The organism is Streptomyces sp. NPDC025638 (assembly GCF_055558775.1).
Window position 1 is genome coordinate 1 of record NZ_JBVHLX010000001.1, and the last position, 17,369, is coordinate 17,369.

At 71.2% G+C, this 17,369-nt stretch carries 14 protein-coding genes and 1 rRNA gene; 8 read left to right on the forward strand and 7 right to left on the reverse strand.

What is annotated here, in order from left to right; genetic code table 11:
* Positions 1–160: 160 nt before the first annotated feature.
* A 5S ribosomal RNA gene (gene rrf / locus ACZ4EG_RS00005) occupies positions 161–277 on the forward strand.
* A 125-nt stretch (positions 278–402) separates the two neighbouring features.
* Here rrf and ACZ4EG_RS00010 read toward each other — a convergent pair.
* From ACZ4EG_RS00010 to ACZ4EG_RS00030, 5 genes are read right to left on the reverse strand one after another with little or no spacing between them, the layout of a single operon-like run.
* Positions 403–1,713: a DUF58 domain-containing protein gene (locus ACZ4EG_RS00010; protein WP_467788952.1), complete on the reverse strand. Its 1,311-nt coding sequence runs from the start codon at positions 1,711–1,713 to the stop codon at positions 403–405.
* On the reverse strand, positions 1,713–2,705 hold the full coding sequence (locus ACZ4EG_RS00015) for an AAA family ATPase (RefSeq protein ID WP_467788953.1): 993 nt from the start codon (positions 2,703–2,705) through the stop codon (positions 1,713–1,715). The genes ACZ4EG_RS00010 and ACZ4EG_RS00015 overlap by 1 nt, the downstream gene beginning before the upstream one ends.
* Complete coding sequence (locus ACZ4EG_RS00020) at positions 2,702–3,901, reverse strand: DUF4350 domain-containing protein (RefSeq protein WP_467788954.1); 1,200 nt, start codon at positions 3,899–3,901, stop codon at positions 2,702–2,704. Before ACZ4EG_RS00020 ends, ACZ4EG_RS00015 begins: the two co-directional genes overlap by 4 nt.
* A complete protein-coding gene (locus tag ACZ4EG_RS00025) occupies positions 3,898–4,680 on the reverse strand; it encodes a DUF4129 domain-containing protein (protein ID WP_467788955.1) in 783 nt (260 codons plus the stop codon). The genes ACZ4EG_RS00020 and ACZ4EG_RS00025 overlap by 4 nt, the downstream gene beginning before the upstream one ends.
* Before the next feature lie 7 nt (positions 4,681–4,687).
* Positions 4,688–6,073 (reverse strand): DUF7847 domain-containing protein, encoded by a 1,386-nt coding sequence (locus ACZ4EG_RS00030; protein ID WP_467788956.1) that lies wholly within the window; start codon positions 6,071–6,073, stop codon positions 4,688–4,690.
* Positions 6,074–6,213: 140 nt separating this feature from the next.
* On the opposite strand from ACZ4EG_RS00030, the gene mtnA reads away from it, so the two are divergent.
* The 7 genes from mtnA to ACZ4EG_RS00065 all read left to right on the forward strand — a co-directional run bounded on the left by mtnA (position 6,214) and on the right by ACZ4EG_RS00065 (position 15,312).
* Entirely contained in the window at positions 6,214–7,356 is a 1,143-nt protein-coding gene (gene mtnA, locus ACZ4EG_RS00035) for an S-methyl-5-thioribose-1-phosphate isomerase (RefSeq protein WP_467788957.1), read from the forward strand.
* 155 nt (positions 7,357–7,511) lie between these two features.
* Positions 7,512–8,201: a two-component system response regulator MtrA gene (gene mtrA / locus ACZ4EG_RS00040; RefSeq protein WP_015659998.1), complete on the forward strand. Its 690-nt coding sequence runs from the start codon at positions 7,512–7,514 to the stop codon at positions 8,199–8,201.
* 1 nt (position 8,202) lies between these two features.
* Positions 8,203–10,287, forward strand: coding sequence for an MtrAB system histidine kinase MtrB (gene mtrB, locus ACZ4EG_RS00045; RefSeq protein WP_467788958.1), 2,085 nt, complete (start codon positions 8,203–8,205; stop codon positions 10,285–10,287).
* Positions 10,277–12,109, forward strand: coding sequence for an LpqB family beta-propeller domain-containing protein (locus tag ACZ4EG_RS00050; RefSeq protein ID WP_467788959.1), 1,833 nt, complete (start codon positions 10,277–10,279; stop codon positions 12,107–12,109). Before mtrB ends, ACZ4EG_RS00050 begins: the two co-directional genes overlap by 11 nt.
* 215 nt (positions 12,110–12,324) lie before the next feature.
* A complete protein-coding gene (locus ACZ4EG_RS00055; protein ID WP_467788960.1) occupies positions 12,325–13,353 on the forward strand; it encodes a ComF family protein in 1,029 nt (342 codons plus the stop codon).
* Positions 13,354–13,667: 314 nt separating this feature from the next.
* On the forward strand, positions 13,668–14,360 hold the full coding sequence (gene hpf, locus ACZ4EG_RS00060) for a ribosome hibernation-promoting factor, HPF/YfiA family (RefSeq protein WP_467788961.1): 693 nt from the start codon (positions 13,668–13,670) through the stop codon (positions 14,358–14,360).
* 205 nt (positions 14,361–14,565) lie between these two features.
* Complete coding sequence (locus ACZ4EG_RS00065) at positions 14,566–15,312, forward strand: response regulator transcription factor (protein ID WP_316753958.1); 747 nt, start codon at positions 14,566–14,568, stop codon at positions 15,310–15,312.
* A gap of 24 nt (positions 15,313–15,336) precedes the next feature.
* On the opposite strand, the gene ACZ4EG_RS00070 is transcribed toward ACZ4EG_RS00065, so the two are convergent.
* Positions 15,337–16,539, reverse strand: a complete 1,203-nt coding sequence (locus ACZ4EG_RS00070; RefSeq protein ID WP_467788962.1) for a winged helix-turn-helix domain-containing protein — start codon at positions 16,537–16,539, stop codon at positions 15,337–15,339.
* Positions 16,540–16,602: 63 nt separating this feature from the next.
* On the reverse strand, positions 16,603–17,184 hold the full coding sequence (locus ACZ4EG_RS00075) for a GNAT family N-acetyltransferase (protein ID WP_453557075.1): 582 nt from the start codon (positions 17,182–17,184) through the stop codon (positions 16,603–16,605).
* Positions 17,185–17,369: the final 185 nt, after the last annotated feature.

Sequence of the window (17,369 nt, forward strand, 5' to 3'; positions counted from 1 at the left end):
GGTTGATAGGCCGGATATGGAAGCCAGGTAACTGGTGGAGTTGACCGGTACTAATAGGCCGAGGGCTTGTCCTCAGTTGCTCGCGTCCACTGTGTTGGTTCTGAAACCACGAACAGCCCCATGTTTCCTGCATGGCGCGGCGTTCACAGTTTCATAGTGTTTCGGTGGTCATAGCGTGAGGGAAACGCCCGGTTACATTCCGAACCCGGAAGCTAAGCCTCACAGCGCCGATGGTACTGCAGGGGGGACCCTGTGGGAGAGTAGGACACCGCCGAACAATTTTTGGGAAAACCCCCGCACCTTCCGGTGCGGGGGTTTTCTGCATTCAGGGCCAATATTCAGGGCCAATACCGTCCCGCCACTCCGGCATGGGTACGGATTTTGGCGCTGGGCCAGGCGGAATCAGAGTCGGCCGGCTGCCTTCAGAGCCAGATATGCGTCAGCCAGCGCCGGAGCCAGATCATCCGGCGTTGCGTCGACGACGGTGACGCCATGACGGCGGAGCTGTTCGGCTGTGCGCTGACGCTCTGCCTGGGCCTGAGCGGCCGCCGCGGCTTTGTACACCGCATCTGCGCTTCCGCGAGCCGTCGCCATCCGGGCGATGTGTGGATCAGCGACCGATGCCAGCAGAACTGTGTGGCGCTGGGTGAGCTGTGAGAGCACCGGCAGCAGACCCTCTTCGACCGGAGCGGCGTCAAGCGTGGTGAGCAGCACGATCAAGGAGCGCCGAGGAGCTGTGCGCAGTGCCATGGCGGTGAGGCCACGTGCGTCCGTCTCGACGAGTTCAGGTTCGAGTGTTGCCATGGCGTTGACCAGGGCAGGGAGGACGTCGCCCGCAGCGCGGCCCTGGACCAGGGCGCGGACTCGGCGGTCGTATGCGAGGAGGTCCACCCGGTCGCCGGCGCGGGACGCGAGTGCCGCGACGAGGAGTGCCGCGTCCATGGAAGCGTCCAGGCGAGGAGCATTGCCGACGCGGCCCGCGCAGGTGCGGCCGGTGTCCAGGACCAGAAGGATGTGGCGGTCGCGTTCGGGGCGCCAGGTGCGTACGGCCACCGTGGACTGGCGAGCCGTGGCGCGCCAGTCGATGGAGCGGGTGTCGTCACCGGGGACGTACTCACGGAGGCTGTCGAACTCCGTGCCCTCGCCTCGCGTCAGGACGCTGGTGCGGCCGTCCAGTTCACGCAATCGGGCGAGTTTCGAGGGAAGGTGCTTGCGGCTGGTGAACGGGGGCAGAACCCGTACCGTCCAGGGAATCTTGTGGGCACCCTGACGGGAGAACAGCCGGAGGGGGCCGTACGAGCGGATGGTTACGCGGTCGGCCTGGTGGTCGCCGCGGCGCGTGGGTCGCAGGCGGGTCGTCACGCGTCGGCGTTCGCCCGCCGGCACCGCCAGCATGTGGCGGGAGGACGCGACCTCCGTGCCCGGCTGCCAGCTGCTGGGCGGCCAGGCGTCCCTCAGCTGGGCCCGCAGAGGTCGGCGGGACTGATTGGTGACGGTGAGTGTCACGTCGGCGGCCTCGCCCAGGCGTGCGGAGGTGTCGCCGGAGCGGGTCAGCACGAGGCGTCGTACGGGCGCCGCGAGCGCGAAATCGCAGGTGCAGGCCAGGGCCAGCGGGGCGTTCACCGCGAGAATGCCCGCCCAGCTGGGTTCCCAGATGCCGACGGGGATCGAGCCGAGGGCCGCGAGGAGGGCGGCGCGTCCGGTGAGGGCCATCAGCGGGGGACCGGGACGTGGGCGAGGATCGCATTGATGACGGCGTCGGCCGTCACACCTTCCATCTCCGCCTCGGGGCGCAGTTGCACGCGGTGGCGGAGGGTGGGCAGGGCGAGGGCCTTCACATCGTCGGGGATCACATAGTCGCGGCCGGTCAGCCAGGCCCAGGCACGGGAGGTCGCGAGCAGGGCCGTGGCCCCGCGCGGTGACACGCCGAGGGTGAGGGACGGCGATTCGCGGGTGGCACGGCAGATGTCCACCACGTACGCGGTGATCTCGGGGGAGATGGTGGTTTTGGCGACCGCTGCGCGGGCGGCCTCCAGGTCGGTGGGACCCGCGACCGGGCGCAACCCGGCGGCGCGCAGGTCGCGCGGGTTGAATCCCTCGGCGTGGCGGGTGAGGACGTCGATCTCGTCCTGCCGGGACGGCAGCGGGATCGTCAGTTTGAGCAGGAAGCGGTCCAGTTGGGCTTCCGGGAGGGGGTACGTGCCCTCGTACTCGACCGGGTTCTGCGTCGCGGCGACCAGGAACGGCTCGGGGAGCGGGCGAGGAGTGCCGTCGACGGTGACCTGGCGCTCCTCCATGGCTTCCAGGAGGGACGACTGGGTCTTCGGCGGCGTGCGGTTGATCTCATCGGCGAGGAGGAGGTTGGTGAAGACCGGGCCGGGCTGGAAGGAGAACTCCGCGGTGCGCGCGTCGTAGACCAGGGAGCCCGTCACATCACTCGGCATCAGGTCCGGGGTGAACTGGACTCGTTTGGTCTCGAGTTCGAGTGTGGATGCGAGGGCGCGGACGAGCAACGTTTTGGCCACTCCGGGGACTCCTTCAAGGAGAACGTGTCCGCGGCAGAGGAGGGCGACGACGAGGCCGGTGACGGCGGGGTCCTGGCCGACCACGGCTTTGGCGATCTCGGCGCGCAGGGCTTCCAGGGAGGCACGGGCGCTACCCGGACCCCCGGCGTACCCGGCGTTGTCAGTGGTCGGGGCCATCATGAACGGCGTACCTCTCTTTCGAGGGCGTCGAGTTGGTCGGAGAGTGCGATCAGGGCTGCGTCGTCGCCGGGCGGCGGGCCGAAGAGCAGGGAGTGCAAGGTCTGTCCGTCGCCGTGGAGATGGGCGGACAGGGCGGGGAGCAGAGCCTCAGGCGCGTGTGCCTGGGCCACGGGGACGCCGACGAGCGGGGCCAGGCGGGTGCGGGTGGCCGAGCGCAGTGCGGCGGAGGCGCGGTCGCGGGCGTTGGCCTTGCGGTAGAGGCGGGCGCGGCCTTCGACGGTTTCGGAGGCGCGGATCGCGACGGGGAGTTTTTCGGGCACGAGCGGGCCGAGCCGGCGTGCCCGCCAGAGGGCGGCCAGGGCGGCGGCGAAGAAGAGCTGCAGCGTGCCCCAGAGCCAGCCGGAGGGCAGCAGGTCGAAGAAGCCCTTGCGGTCGCCCGTGTCGGTGGCCGAGGTGTCGGAGAGCGAGGGGAGGTACCAGACCAGATGGCGGCGGGAGCCGAGGAGTTGGAGCGCGAGCGAGGCGTTGCCCTGCTTGTCGAGGCGGTCGTTGTAGAGGATGCCGGGCGCGCCGAGGACGACGGTGTCGCCGTCCCCGGACGCGGCGGGGATGCGCAGCAGAGTGGCCAGACGCTCGCTGGGGTAGCACGAGTCGGCGTCGAGGTGGACGGTCGTGTAGCGGATGCCGCCCGTGTCGGCGGATCCTGCCCGCTGGGCGGCGGGCAGGGTGCAGTCGGGGGCGAGGGTGGTGTCGAGGCTGGTGGCGGGGTCGGCGGTGACGCCGGGGGCGAGCCGTTCGACGGACCAACTGCCGGCGGCGACGAGGACGGTGCGCCCTCCGGAATGGGCCGTCGCGGAGTGCAGTTGGGTCTGTTGACGGTGCGTCAGCAGGTCGGGGACGGCGACCAGGAGAGTGGTGTCCGGGCCGACCGCGGCGCGGGCCTCGTCCAGGGTGCCGACCACGCGGGTGGTCACGCCGCGCTCGGCGAGGAGTTCGGCGACGGCGCGGCTGCCGTAGGGATCGACGGAGCGCGGATCGAGGGCGCCGTGCCGGACGTCGGAGCGGACGACGGCGATCGCGACGGCACCGACCAGCAGCAGCACGAGGGCGAGTACGACGCCTCGTGCGCGGGTCCACACCTGGCGGGCGGTGGGCGAGACCGAGGTGGACGGGAGCGTGGTGGCCCCGGTGGTCATTCGGCGGCCCCCTGGCGGGTGTTGTGGGCCGTGCTGTTGGTGCTGCTCACGAGGACCGGCTTGGTGCCTTCCAGGTCACGGTCGAGTTCGGCGATGCGGTGGTACGACTGCTCGCCCGACCTGCGTCCGCCGTACGTCACGTCGTCGAACTCCCGGGCGGCGGCCCGCAGCCGGTCGGCGTGGGAGGGGAGGGTGCGGCCGGCTTCCGCTGCCGCCTCGTCGGCCGTGCGGCCGGGGCGGACGTCGAGCAGGGCGCGCTCTTCGAGGGCGCGGACGATGGCCCGCATCCGTTCCTGGACGGCCTGGTTCCAGTGGCCCTGGGCGGCGTGTGCCTCGGCGGCCGCGCGGTGTTCGGCGGCGCTGCGGGGGCGGTCGTCGAACAGGGCGGGGACGGAGGCGGGTTGGCGGCGCGGGGTGCCCAGGCGCCACCACAGCGCGGCCAGCACCGCGACGACGGCCAGCACCACGACGAGGAGGCCGACCACGCCTCCGGGTGTCGCCGCCGATGCGGCGCTGAGCAGCCGGCCGAGCCAGTTCCAGAACGCGTCCAGGGCCCGCTGGAACAGGCCGGGGTCGTTCTCGTGGTACATCCGCTTGGACAGCTCGCGCCGTGCCGCCTCGCGCGCCGGATCGCGAGGGATGGTCACCGGCGGCTCGTCGCCCGAGCCTGCCAGCGCGAGCACGGCCGTGTCGCCGGCGTGCAGCAGGCTCCGCACGGCCGATGCGGCGGCGCGTGGCAGGACCGGCACCGTTGTGAGAACTCCCCCCGCCAGACTCACCGCCGCATCAGCTCCCCGGTGTGGTGCCGGGGGTGCCGCCGTAGCCCTGGACACCGGCGGCGCGGGCCAGTTCGAGGTCGAGGGCCTCGCGGCGGATGCGCTGGTCGATGTAGAGGAGCACGGTCACGCCGGCCGTGATCGGGAACGTGATCATGGAGCCGATCACCGAGCCGATCCCGCTGACGACGAGGAACGTCCAGCCCAGGTGGCCGCTGTTGCCGTTGAGGAGGTTGGAGACTCCCTCACCGCTGAGCGCGGCCGCGAGCGCGGCGAAGGGGATGACGATGATCGAGGCGACGATGTTCGCGATGATCCCGGCGAGCAGCTGGATGCCGAAGACCCGCCACCAGGAGCCGCGGACCAGTTTTGCGGAGCGGCTCATCGACTTCACGATGCCCTGCTTCTCCAGCATCAGAGCGGGCGAGGCGAGGGAGAAGCGGATCATGAGCCAGAGGGCGACGATGGCGGCGCCGAGGATACCGAGGGCGGCGAGGGCCGCACCGGCGCCTCCTCCGCCGGCCACCGCCACGAGGATGCCGGGCAGCGCGCCGCAGAACACCACTCCGACGGCGATGAGCAGCAGCAGGAAGATCAGGCCGAACAGTCTGGGGATCTGCGGGCGGGCATCGCGCCAGGCCTCACCGGTGGTCACCGACTTGCCGAGAACGGCGCGGCTGGTGACGGTCGTGAGCAGGGCGGTCGCGATGATCGTGCCGATCATGGAGATCAGGATCACGACGCCCGAGCTGAGCGTGACCTCGCCCAGGGCGCGGGTGACGTCGCGCAGGGGGGCGTTCGGGTCGTTGAGGACATCGGTGCTCGCGCTGTCGTTCAGGACGAAGCGCTGCAGCAGGATGACAAGGGTCTCCGTGACGACGGCGACGGTCAGCGAAATGCCGAGGACCGTCCGCCAGTAGGTGCGCATGGTGGAGACAGCGCCGTCGAGGATCTCGCCAACGCCGAGCGGGCGCAGCGGGATCACACCGGGCTTGGCCGCGGGCGGCGGTCCGCCCCAGCCACCACCCCAGGCAGCGTATCCGCCGGGGCCGCCGTAGCCGCCTGGGCCTCCGTAGCCACCGGGGGTGCCGTATCCGCCGTGGCCTCCGTAGCCACCCTGGCCGCCGCCGGGGTGCCCGCCGCCCCAGCCCGGCCCGGGCGGTGGTGGCGGAGGTGCCTGACCCGGGGCCGGGGCGCCGGTGGGCGCGGACCACTGGCCGGGTGGCGGCTGCTCCTTGGACCACTTCGAGCCGGCGTCCTCCGGGCCCGCGCCAGGTTGTTCGGCGGGCTGTGCGGGGCCGGGTCGGTCGGCGGGTTCGGCAGGGGCGGTCGCGCCGGGTTCCTGCCCGTCGGACGCGGCGGATCCGGGCGAGGCCCAGCCCGGAGTGTCTTTCATCAAAGCTCCTTCACGGTGCTCGTCCGCAGTCGCGGCGGCAGGTTGGCAGCCATCGTGCCATGGGGTGGTCTCCGGGGGACCGGCCGCGGTATGGGCTGCACACCTTCAATTGTCCGCCGGGGACGGGGCAGACTGACCGCATGGCTGATCAGTACGCGCAAACCGGCGAGGACAAGAGGCCGACGGGGATACCGACGATCCGATGGGAGGAACCGCCCGAAGGGCCTGTACTGGTCCTTCTCGACCAGACGAGGCTGCCGGCCGAGGAGGTCGAGCTGGTGTGCACGGATGCGCCGGCGCTGGTCGAGGCGATCCGTTCGCTCGCCGTGCGCGGGGCGCCGGTGCTGGGTATCGCCGGGGCGTACGGTGTCGCGCTGGCCGCCGCTCGGGGCTTCGACGTGGAGGAGGCCGCCAGGGCGCTCGAGGCTGCCCGGCCCACCGCGGTGAACCTCTCCGTCGGCGTGCGCCGGGCCCGCTCCGCCCACCAGGCCGCGCTCGCCAAGGGCGGGGACGCCCGGCAGGCGGCCGCGGCGGCGCTGGCGGCGGCGCGGGTGCTGCACCGGGAGGACGCCGAGGCGAGTGCGCGGATGGCGGGGCACGGGCTGGCTCTGCTCGACGAACTGCTCCCCGGTGGCGGGCACCGGATCCTCACCCACTGCAACTCCGGATCGCTGGTGTCGGGCGGGGAAGGCACGGCGTTCGCGGTGGCACTCGCCGCGCACCGGGCAGGACAGCTGCGGCGCCTGTGGGTGGACGAGACGCGCCCGCTGCTGCAGGGCGCTCGGCTGACGGCGTACGAAGCGGCCCGCAGCGGCATGGCGTACACCCTGCTCACCGACAACGCGGCAGGTTCGCTGTTCGCGGCGGGGGAGGTGGACGCGGTGCTCATCGGGGCGGACCGCATCGCGGCCGACGGTTCGGTGGCGAACAAGGTGGGGAGCTATCCGCTCGCGGTCCTGGCGCGGTACCACCATGTGCCGTTCATCGTGGTGGCGCCCGTGACGACGGTGGATCCGGACACTCCGGACGGTGCGTCGATCGAGGTCGAGCAGCGCCCCGGGTATGAGGTGACCGAGGTCACAGCACCCCAGGTGCCGGTGGCAGGAGCGGGGGGCGGGATTCCGGTGGCACCGCTGGGGACCCAGGCGTACAACCCGGCGTTCGATGTGACGCCGCCCGAGCTGGTGACGGCGATCGTCACCGAGGAGGGCGCCGTTTCTCCCGTGACGGCCGGGGCTCTCGCCGAGCTGTGCGCAAGGTCCCGCTGGGTGACACTCGACTGAGGGCAGGAGCCCCGAGAGCGAGGCGGCGCCGTGGCGGGCTGCCCTCCGGTCCTGCCCGTCTGACCCCGTGGGCAGACAGTGACGGTCGCGTACGACTATCGTCACGGGCCAGTGACCCTCCTCACCAGCACGCCTGTCACCGTTACGAGAATGGGATGATGTCGTTTATGAAGGGACGAGTCCTTGTCGTCGACGACGACACCGCACTGGCCGAGATGCTCGGCATCGTGCTGCGTGGTGAAGGTTTTGAGCCGTCTTTCGTAGCCGATGGCGACAAGGCGCTGGCCGCGTTCCGCGAGACCAAGCCCGACCTGGTGCTGCTCGACCTGATGCTGCCCGGCCGGGACGGCATTGAGGTGTGCCGCCTCATCCGCGCTGAGTCGGGCGTGCCGATCGTGATGCTCACGGCGAAGAGCGACACCGTGGACGTCGTCGTGGGCCTGGAGTCGGGCGCGGACGACTACATCGTGAAGCCCTTCAAGCCGAAGGAGCTGGTGGCCCGGATCCGGGCGCGGCTGCGGAGGTCGGAGGAGCCCGCGCCGGAGCAGCTCGCCATAGGTGACCTGGTCATCGACGTGGCCGGTCACTCCGTCAAGCGGGACGGTCAGTCGATCGCTCTGACGCCGCTGGAGTTCGACCTGCTGGTCGCGCTGGCCCGCAAGCCGTGGCAGGTGTTCACGCGCGAGGTGCTCCTTGAGCAGGTGTGGGGCTACCGCCACGCGGCCGACACCCGTCTCGTGAACGTGCATGTACAGCGGCTGCGCTCCAAGGTCGAGAAGGACCCGGAGCGGCCGGAGATCGTGGTGACCGTCCGTGGCGTCGGTTACAAGGCTGGACCGAGCTGACATGTCCGGGGACAGTGCCGCTTCGGCCCCCGGCCGGTCCGGGGCCAGGCCGGAGCGGCCTGTCGGCCGGAAGACGACGGGTTCGCGTCGGCGACGCCTCTTCGAGGGCGGGCTGCTGCAGGGCGGGGTCCAGGGCAGCCCGGTCCTTCGCCTGTTCATGCGCTGGGTGCGCCGACCGCTGCTGCCGGTCATGCGGCTGTGGCGGCGCAACATCCAGCTCAAGGTCGTCGCCACGACGCTGCTGATGTCGCTGGGCGTTGTCCTGCTGCTGGGCTTCGTCGTGATCGGTCAGGTGCGCAACGGTCTGCTGGACGCCAAGGTGAAGGCCTCGCAGAGCCAGGCCACCGGCGGGTTCGCCGTGGCCAAGCAGAAGGCCGACGAGGCGGCGGCCGGGACCGCGGACGACGGCACCGGTGTGGACGGCCGTCAGTCCCAGAACGTCATCTCCTGGATGAGCGAGCTCGTCTCGTCGCTCTCCAGCGGTGGCCAGGGCGCCTTCGACGTGGTGACGCTGCCCGCGGGCGACGACAGCGGCGGTGGGCGCGGTCCCCGTGCCTCCGGCCAGGTCGACCCGACGTCGAGCATTCCCGAGGATCTGCGGGCGCGGATCAACAGCGGCATGGTGGCCTCCCAGAGCTACACCCGCATCATCTACAAGGACAGCGACAAGGAGTCGCAGCCCGCCCTGGTCATCGGCAAGAAGCTCAACGACCCCAACAGTGACCCGTACGAGCTGTACTACCTCTTCCCGCTGACGCAGGAGGAGAAGTCCCTCAGCCTGGTCAAGGGCACGCTCGCGACCGCCGGGCTCTTCGTCGTCGTACTCCTCGGGGCCATCGCCTGGCTCGTGGTGCGGCAGGTGGTCACGCCCGTGCGGATGGCGGCCGGGATCGCGGAGCGGCTGTCGGCGGGACGTCTGCAGGAGCGGATGAAGGTCACCGGCGAGGACGACATCGCGCGCCTCGGCGAGGCCTTCAACAAGATGGCGCAGAACCTGCAGCTGAAGATCCAGCAGCTGGAGGACCTGTCGCGGATGCAGCGGCGGTTCGTGTCCGACGTGTCGCACGAGCTGCGTACCCCCTTGACGACCGTACGGATGGCCGCCGACGTCATCCACGAGGCCCGCGAGGACTTCGACCCGGTGACCGCGCGGTCGGCGGAGCTGCTTGCCGACCAGCTGGACCGGTTCGAGTCGCTGCTGGCGGACCTGCTGGAGATCAGCCGCTTCGACGCCGGCGCGGCGGCGCTGGAGGCCGAGCCGATAGACCTCCGGGAGGTCGTACGGCGGGTCGTCAGCGGGGCCGAGCCGCTCGCGGAGCGCAAGGGCACGCAGATACGCGTCGTCGGCGACCAGCAGCCCGTCGTGGCCGAGGCGGACGCCCGCCGCGTGGAGCGGGTGCTGCGCAACCTCGTCGTCAACGCCGTGGAGCACGGCGAGGGCAGGAATGTCGTCGTCAAGCTCGCCGCCGCGGGCGGCGCGGTCGCCGTCGCGGTGCGCGACTACGGCGTCGGGCTCAAGCCCGGCGAGGCGACCCGTGTCTTCAGCCGCTTCTGGCGGGCGGACCCGGCACGCGCGCGTACCACCGGTGGTACGGGCCTGGGGCTGTCCATCGCCCTGGAGGACGCGCGGCTGCACGGCGGCTGGCTGCAGGCCTGGGGCGAGCCGGGCGGCGGCTCACAGTTCCGGCTGACGCTGCCGCGCACCGCGGACGAGCCGCTGCGGGGATCGCCGATACCGCTGGAGCCGAAGGACTCGCGGCGCAACCGAGGACTCGACGACGCCGGACTGCCGAGCGGCGGCGAGGGCAAGCGCGCCACGGTTCCCGTGCAGCAGGCGGGCGACCAGGCCGCGCTGCCGCCGCGCCCACAGCTCGGCTCGCGGATGGCATCCGTGTCCCCGGCCGCCGACCCCACCGCGCTGCCCGGCAACGGCGCGCGCGTGGTGCCGCGGCCCACCGGAGGCGCACGGCGCCAGGACGACGCACCCTCCTCCGACGCGGCGCGCGAAGACAACGGCAGCAGGCCCGGTCCGGCCGCCGGCACGGAAGACTCGAACAAGCCAGGGGAGGCATTTCGTGGGCGCTGACCGCGAGGGAGGCGCCCGGCGCCGGTCGGTGCGTGCGGTGGCGTACGCCGCCTGCGGTGCCGTAGTGCTGGCGGGGTGCGCCTCCATGCCCGACAGCGGGGACCTGCGGGACGTCGAGTCCACGCCGCGCCAGGACACGCAGGTGCGTGTCTTCGCCATGCCGCCCCAGGACAATGCCGCGCCCGGGGAGATCGTGCAGGGCTTCCTGGAGGCGCTGACCAGCGACGATCCGCACTACGACACGGCGCGCAAGTATCTGACCGCCGGGGCCGCGCGGAAGTGGAAGCCCGAGCAGTCCACCACGGTGCTCGCCAACGGGCCGAGCACCGATCAGGACAACCTGCCGGGCGGCCGGGAGGACACCAACAACCTCACCTACACGCTGGCGGGGAGCAGGGTCGCCACCGTCGACGCGCAGCAGGCGTACTCGCCCGCCGCCGGTCCCTACAGCAGGAAGGTGCACCTCACCCAGGACGCCAAGACCAAGCAGTGGCGCATCGACGCGCTGCCGGAGGGCGTCGTCATGGGCAGGTCCGACTTCCAGCGGAACTACACGTCCGTCAACAAGTACTACTTCGCGTCGAACACCTCGGGCGCGACGATCGGCCAGCCGGCGGCCGTCGCCGACCCGGTCTTCGTGCGCAAGCGCGTGGACCCGATGACGCAGATGGTGCGCTCCCTGCTCGCCGGGCCCACGAGCTGGCTCGAGCCCGTGGTCAGGTCGAGTTTTCCGACGGGTACGGCGCTGAAGAAGGGCGTCAGCTCGCTGACGCCCGACGACCAGAACAAGCTGACGGTGCCGTTGAACGACAAGGCCTCCCGGGTCGGGGCGACCAAGTGCGGCGAGATGGCGACCCAGCTGCTGTTCACCCTGCAGAACCTGTCCCCCACGGTGGACTCGGTCGAACTGCAGGGCGCCGACGGCAAGAGGCTGTGCGACCTCAACGAGCGCGGCACCGACGCCGTCGCCTGGCGTGGCTCCGACAAGAGCCCCGACTACCTGTACTTCCTCGACAGCAAGCACCGGTTGGTGCGGATAGCCCGTGCCAGCACCAGCGCAGTTCCGGTGCCCGGCGCGCTGGGCCTGGGTGACACGGGACTGCGGTCGGTGGCGGTCGCGCGCGACGAGCACTCGGCCGCCGGGGTCGCTCTGGACGGCAAGTCCCTGTACGTCACGTCGCTCGCGTCGGGCGGTTCGCTGGGGGATCCCGTCGTCCGGAGCCAGGGCGCCACCGCCGACGACCGGCTCACGACGCCCAGCTGGGACGACGGAGGCGACCTGTGGGTGGCCGACCGCAACCCCGACAACCCCCGACTGCTTCTGCTCGAGCAGGGGGCCGGCGCGCCGGTGGAGGTGCGGACCCCGGAGCTGCCCGGACGCATCAAGGATGTGCGGGTGGCCGCCGACGGGGTGCGGATAGCGCTCGTCGTGGAGAAGGACGGCAAGCAGTCCCTGCTCATCGGGAGGATCGAGCGGGACGAGAAGTCCGGGCAGAAGCCGGTGGTCTCGGTTCTCGAACTGCGCTCCGCGACACCTGCGTTGGAAGAGGTCACGGCCATGTCGTGGGCCGGGGACGGCCGGCTGGTGGTGGTCGGGCGTGAGCAGGGGGGTGTGCTGCAGCTGCGGTACGTCCAGGTCGACGGCTCCACGCCGGACGGTCTGGCGCCCTCGGCCCTGCCGGGAGTCAAGGCGATCGCCGCGTCCGAGGACGACCGGGCCCCGCTCGCGGCGTATTCGGACGACGGGATCGTACGGCTGCCGTCCGGGGGGCAGTGGCAGACGATCGTCAAGGAAGGGTCGGCGCCGGTCTACCCGGGCTGACATCTCGCGTGGAGCGGCCGTCACGGTCCGGGCTCGGCCCGTCCGGGGCGGCCGTTTCTGCCTTCGGCCGGTCGGGGCCGGTCCGTGCGGTCGGCCGTTCGGCTGCGTCCTGTCACCCGTACGGGTAGTGGGGTGCTACGGCCTGTTCTGAGTTGTCCACAGGGAGTTTTCCACAGGGGTGGCCGGTCGGCCCGGGTGTTGGCACAGTGATGGGCATGCGGGGGTGGTGGCAGGACCTCACGGACCTGGTGCTGCCGGCCGAGTGCGGAGGCTGTGGGATGCCTCGCACGGTGCTCTGTCAGGAGTGCCGTGCCGCCCTGAGCGGGGACGCACCGTGCCGGGTGCGACCGGTGCCCGAGCCGCCCGGGCTGCCGGCGGTGCATGCGGCGGCGCCGTACGCGGACGCCGTTCGGGCGGTGCTCCTCGCCCACAAGGAACGGGGCGCCCTGGCACTCGCAGGCCCCCTGGGCGCGGCTCTGGCGGGAGCTGTGCGAGCGGGGCTCCAGGATGCCGGAGCGGGGGCCGGCAGGGCGCTGACGGGGCGCGCCGGGCTGCTGACAGGGCACTGCGGCATCCCCTCGGAGGGCGGCGATGGTCCGGCGGGAAATCAGGCGGAGCGCGACGGTTCGGCACAGGGTGTTCTTGCGGGGGCACGCCGGGTGCAGGTCGTGTCGTTGTGGGACAGCGGCGTACCGGTCGGGCAGGGTGACGTGCCTGTGCTGCTCGTGCCGGTGCCGTCCGCGCGATGGGCCGTGCGGGCCCGGGGGCACGATCCGGTACGGCGGATCGCGCTCGCGGCCGCCGGCGAGCTGCGACGCGGCGGGACGCCGGCCCGGGTGGCGGCGGTACTGCGGCAGCGGCGTGCCGTGGCCGACCAGTCGGGGCTCAACTCCCGGCAGCGACTGCGCAATCTCGCGGGCGCCCTGGAGGTGGCCGCGGGCGGCGCACGGCCGCTCCTCGGCGGCCGGGTCGTGCTCGTCGACGACCTGATGACGACGGGTGCCTCCCTGACGGAGGCGGCGCGAGCCGTCCGGGAGGCGGTCGACCGCAATGGCGGAACAACGGCCGTGTACGCGCGTGCAACTCGGGAAGGAAGGGAGGAACAGGCGGCTGGATCAAGGGAACAGAGGACGAAGCGGAGTCACGGCGCGGTGGGAATGGCAGGCGCGAACGCCGTCGGGCAGTCGATCTGCGCGGCTGTGGTCGCAGCCCCGCCGGATTCCTTCGAAATAAACCGGAACTGACTGCGAAGTTGCATCGTTGCAGGTAGTGAGAGGGCCAATTCACCTGAATGGAGGTACGCGGCAGTAGAGGGTGACGACATCCGTCCGGGCGAGATATGTTCGGTTGTGAGGGAAAGCTGCAGGCCATCCCTCTCATATCAGAATGCCGTGCTGCGGGTTTTCCGCAATCACTCGCGGCGCTGGGGTGGAGATCTTGCCCATGGGGGAGGAGGAGGTGGAAGTCACCGAGTCCGAGGTTCCGGACTGACCGGAGCCTGGTGCAAAAGGGAGATGCTCCGCCGCTGGAGCGGAGCGATCCGGGAACGGAGTTCTGCGTGGACATCGTCGTCAAGGGCCGCAAGACCGAGGTGCCCGAGCGGTTCCGCAAGCACGTGGCCGAGAAGCTGAAGCTGGAGAAGATCCAGAAGCTCGATGGCAAGGTGATCAGCCTCGACGTGGAGGTGTCCAAGGAGCCCAACCCCCGGCAGGCCGACCGGTGCGACCGAGTGGAGATCACGCTCCGCTCCCGCGGTCCGGTGATCCGGGCGGAGGCAGCGGCCAGCGACCCGTATGCGGCACTCGACCTGGCGGCGGAAAAGCTGGACGCCCGGCTGCGCAAGCAGCACGACAAGCGTTTCTCGCGGCGCGGCGCACGCCGAATCTCGGCCGCGGAGGTTCCCGACCACGTCCCGGGCGCGGCAACGCTCAACGGGAACGGCCGCCCCGTCCACGAGGAAGACAGCGACGGAGTGCCCACCAAGAAGATCGGCTCGCTGGAAGTGAAGGGCGAAGGCCCCCTCATCGTCCGCGAGAAGACCCACGTCGCCTCCCCGATGACCCTCGACCAGGCCCTCTACGAGATGGAGCTGGTCGGACACGACTTCTATCTGTTCGTCGACTCCGAGACGAAGGAACCGAGCGTCGTCTACCGGCGGCACGCCTACGACTACGGTGTCATCCACCTCAGCACGGACCCGATGGTCGCCCAGGCGCAACCTCCCGCGGCAGGCGGCACACTGGGCGGCTGACCCGCCCGGCCACAGGCTGAGCCGGTGCCCCTGGAGCGCGTGTGCGCCCCCAGGGGCACCGGCGTGCGACCACTTCGCGCCCCGCTCTGTCGGCGCAGTGTCGGCCGGGCATGAAATCATGGCCGCACCGGCCCAACCGGTGGGCCGTTGCCTTGGGTTGGCGATGGCACAGGACCACAGGCCACAGCCTTCAGGGGGAGGAACGATGGCGGACAGCTTCGGACCGATGCAGAACGGGGATGCCGACGACGGCGTCGTCGGCATGGGCCCGGACGCGGGCACTCCACGCAAGGAGCCGATCAGAGTCCTTGTCGTGGACGACCACGCCCTCTTCCGCCGCGGCCTGGAGATCGTGCTCGCCGCCGAGGAGGACATCCAGGTCGTCGGCGAGGCGGGCGACGGCGCCGAGGCCGTGGACAAGGCGGCCGACCTGCTGCCCGACATCGTCCTGATGGACGTACGGATGCCCAAGCGCGGCGGGATCGAGGCATGCACCTCCATCAAGGAGGTCGCCCCCAGCGCCAAGATCATCATGCTGACGATCAGCGACGAGGAGGCCGACCTCTACGACGCGATCAAGGCGGGCGCGACCGGCTATCTCCTCAAGGAGATCTCGACGGACGAGGTGGCCACCGCCATTCGCGCGGTCGCCGACGGGCAGTCGCAGATCAGCCCCTCGATGGCCTCGAAACTGCTCACCGAGTTCAAGTCGATGATCCAGCGGACGGACGAGCGCAGGCTCGTGCCCGCACCCCGGCTGACGGACCGTGAGCTGGAGGTTCTCAAGCTGGTCGCGACGGGAATGAACAACCGTGACATCGCGAAGGAGTTGTTCATCTCCGAGAACACCGTGAAGAACCACGTCCGCAACATCCTGGAGAAGCTGCAACTGCACTCCAGGATGGAGGCGGTGGTGTACGCGATGCGGGAAAAGATTCTTGAAATCCGATAGGGGCGGGCGACCGGCCGGCACGGATCAGGTGAGGAGCCGGGCTAGTTCCTTCGTGAGGGGCTCGCGCAGTTCCGGTGCGTCCACCCGTTCCACGCGTACGTCCGTGCAGTCCACCCAGCTCGCCGCCTCGACCAGGGCCTGGGCCACGGCCGGGACCGCCTTCGTGCCGTCCAGGGTGGCCTGCCGGGCCACCAGGGTGCGGCCCTCGCGCGCCGGGTCGACACGGCCGACGAGACGGCCGCCGGACAGGACCGGCATCGCGAAGTAGCCGTACACCCGCTTCGGCTTCGGCACATAGGCCTCCAGCCGGTGGGTGAAGCCGAAGATCCGCTCCGTGCGCGCCCGTTCCCAGATCAGCGAGTCGAACGGGGACAGCAGCGTGGTGCGGTGGCGGCCGCGCGGAGGGGTCTCCAGCGCCGCGGGGTCCGCCCAGGCGGGCTTGCCCCAGCCCGCCACCGTGACCGGGACCAGACCCGAGTCCGCGATCACCGCGTCGACCTGCTCCCCCTTGAGGCGGTGGTAGTCGGCGATGTCCGCGCGCGTGCCGATGCCGAGGGACTCGCCCGCCAGGCGGACCAGTCGGCGCACGCACTCGGTGTCGTCGAGTTCGTCGTGCAGCAGGGCGTCCGGAATCGCGCGCTCGGCGAGGTCGTACACCCGCTTCCAGCCGCGGCGCTCCACGCAGACCACCTCCCCGTACATCAGCGCGCGCTCGACCGCGACCTTCGTGCCGGACCAGTCCCACCACTCGCTGGTGCGCTTGGCGCCGCCCAACTCCGTGGCGGTGAGCGGGCCTTCGGTGCGGAGTTGCTTGACGACCTGGTCGTAGGCGCCGTCGGGGAGCTCATGGTTCCAGTGCGGGCGGTTGCGGTAGGCGCGGCGGCGGAACGCGAAGTGCGGCCACTCCTCGACGGGGAGTATGCACGCCGCGTGCGACCAGTACTCGAAGGCGTGCGGCCGGGCCGGAAGCGTGCCCGTGGACGCGGGCGTCCAGTAGGCGGCCTCCACCGTCCTGCGGCCCACGGCGCCCAGGCGGGCGTACGGAATGAGCTCGTGGGAGCGGGCGAGGACCGAGATGGTGTCGAGCTGGACCGCGCCGAGATGACGCAGGACGCCCCGGACGCCGGCCCGGCGGTCGGGCGTGCCGAGGAAACCCTGGGCCCGCAGGGCGATGCGGCGGGCCTCGTCCGCGGAGAGTTCGGTGGCGGGGCGCGGGAGGGTCGTCATGGGTAGGGACGATAGACGGCGGGACTGACAACGCGGGCTGAGCTGCGGGTTCCCGGGCCGGTGCTACGACAGATGCGCCGGCGCGGGCAGATACGGGGCCGTCGAAGGCAGGCCCAGGTCCGACGGGAGCAGCGAGCCCACCCAGCAGTCCCTGCGCACCCCCTTGTTGTTGGTGGCGGAGCGCAGAATGCCCTCGACGGTGAAGCCGGCGCGTTCCGCCACCGCGCGGGACGCTCGGTTGCCGACCTCCGCGCGCCACTCCACGCGGTCGATGCACAGCTGGGTGAAGGCCCAACGGGAGGCGGCGAGGGTGGCCTCGGTCACATAACCGTTGCCGCGGTGCTCCTTGGCCGCCCAGTAGCCGATCTCGCCGACCCCCAGGGCGCGCATGGTGAGGGCGAGCATGCCGGCGAGCTCCCCTTCGGGGAGGAAGAGGCCGAAGGTGAACATCGCGTTGTCCGCCCAGCCGCCGGGCACCACCTGCTCGGTGAAGCCGCGCGCGTGCTCCCGGAGGTAGGGCGAGGGGAACTGGGAGATCCACCGCTGGACGTCGGGGTCCTGGGCGGCGGCGTACACCGCCTCGGCGTCCTGCGGGCCGGGGGCGCGCAGCAGAAGACGGCTGGTGGCGAGCGTGACGGGGTCCATCGGCCGATTCTGCTCGGGCATCCGGAACGGCGCCAATCCCCGGGTCGCCGACACGCCTTTGTGCCGTGTGTGAACGCGCGATCACATTTCGCGCAATTCCCCGGAGCGACGCGGCACTATCCGCGCATCCCGCCCGTTGTCCCCTGTGAAAGCCAGCGGCAGAACAACCGTGGACGGCCGTCGGA

Excerpts from the sequence above, each read along its gene's own strand:
- ACZ4EG_RS00010 (WP_467788952.1), bottom strand. The coding sequence starts at position 1,713 with ATGGCCCTCACCGGACGCGCCGCCCTCCTCGCGGCCCTCGGCTCGATC.
- ACZ4EG_RS00055 (WP_467788960.1), top strand. The coding sequence starts at position 12,325 with ATGCGGGGGTGGTGGCAGGACCTCACGGACCTGGTGCTGCCGGCCGAG.
- ACZ4EG_RS00020 (WP_467788954.1), bottom strand. The coding sequence starts at position 3,901 with ATGACCACCGGGGCCACCACGCTCCCGTCCACCTCGGTCTCGCCCACC.
- ACZ4EG_RS00030 (WP_467788956.1), bottom strand. The coding sequence starts at position 6,073 with ATGAAAGACACTCCGGGCTGGGCCTCGCCCGGATCCGCCGCGTCCGAC.
- ACZ4EG_RS00075 (WP_453557075.1), bottom strand. The coding sequence starts at position 17,184 with ATGGACCCCGTCACGCTCGCCACCAGCCGTCTTCTGCTGCGCGCCCCC.
- ACZ4EG_RS00065 (WP_316753958.1), top strand. The coding sequence starts at position 14,566 with ATGGCGGACAGCTTCGGACCGATGCAGAACGGGGATGCCGACGACGGC.
- mtnA (WP_467788957.1), top strand. The coding sequence starts at position 6,214 with ATGGCTGATCAGTACGCGCAAACCGGCGAGGACAAGAGGCCGACGGGG.
- mtrA (WP_015659998.1), top strand. The coding sequence starts at position 7,512 with ATGATGTCGTTTATGAAGGGACGAGTCCTTGTCGTCGACGACGACACC.
- mtrB (WP_467788958.1), top strand. The coding sequence starts at position 8,203 with ATGTCCGGGGACAGTGCCGCTTCGGCCCCCGGCCGGTCCGGGGCCAGG.
- ACZ4EG_RS00015 (WP_467788953.1), bottom strand. The coding sequence starts at position 2,705 with ATGATGGCCCCGACCACTGACAACGCCGGGTACGCCGGGGGTCCGGGT.
- ACZ4EG_RS00070 (WP_467788962.1), bottom strand. The coding sequence starts at position 16,539 with ATGACGACCCTCCCGCGCCCCGCCACCGAACTCTCCGCGGACGAGGCC.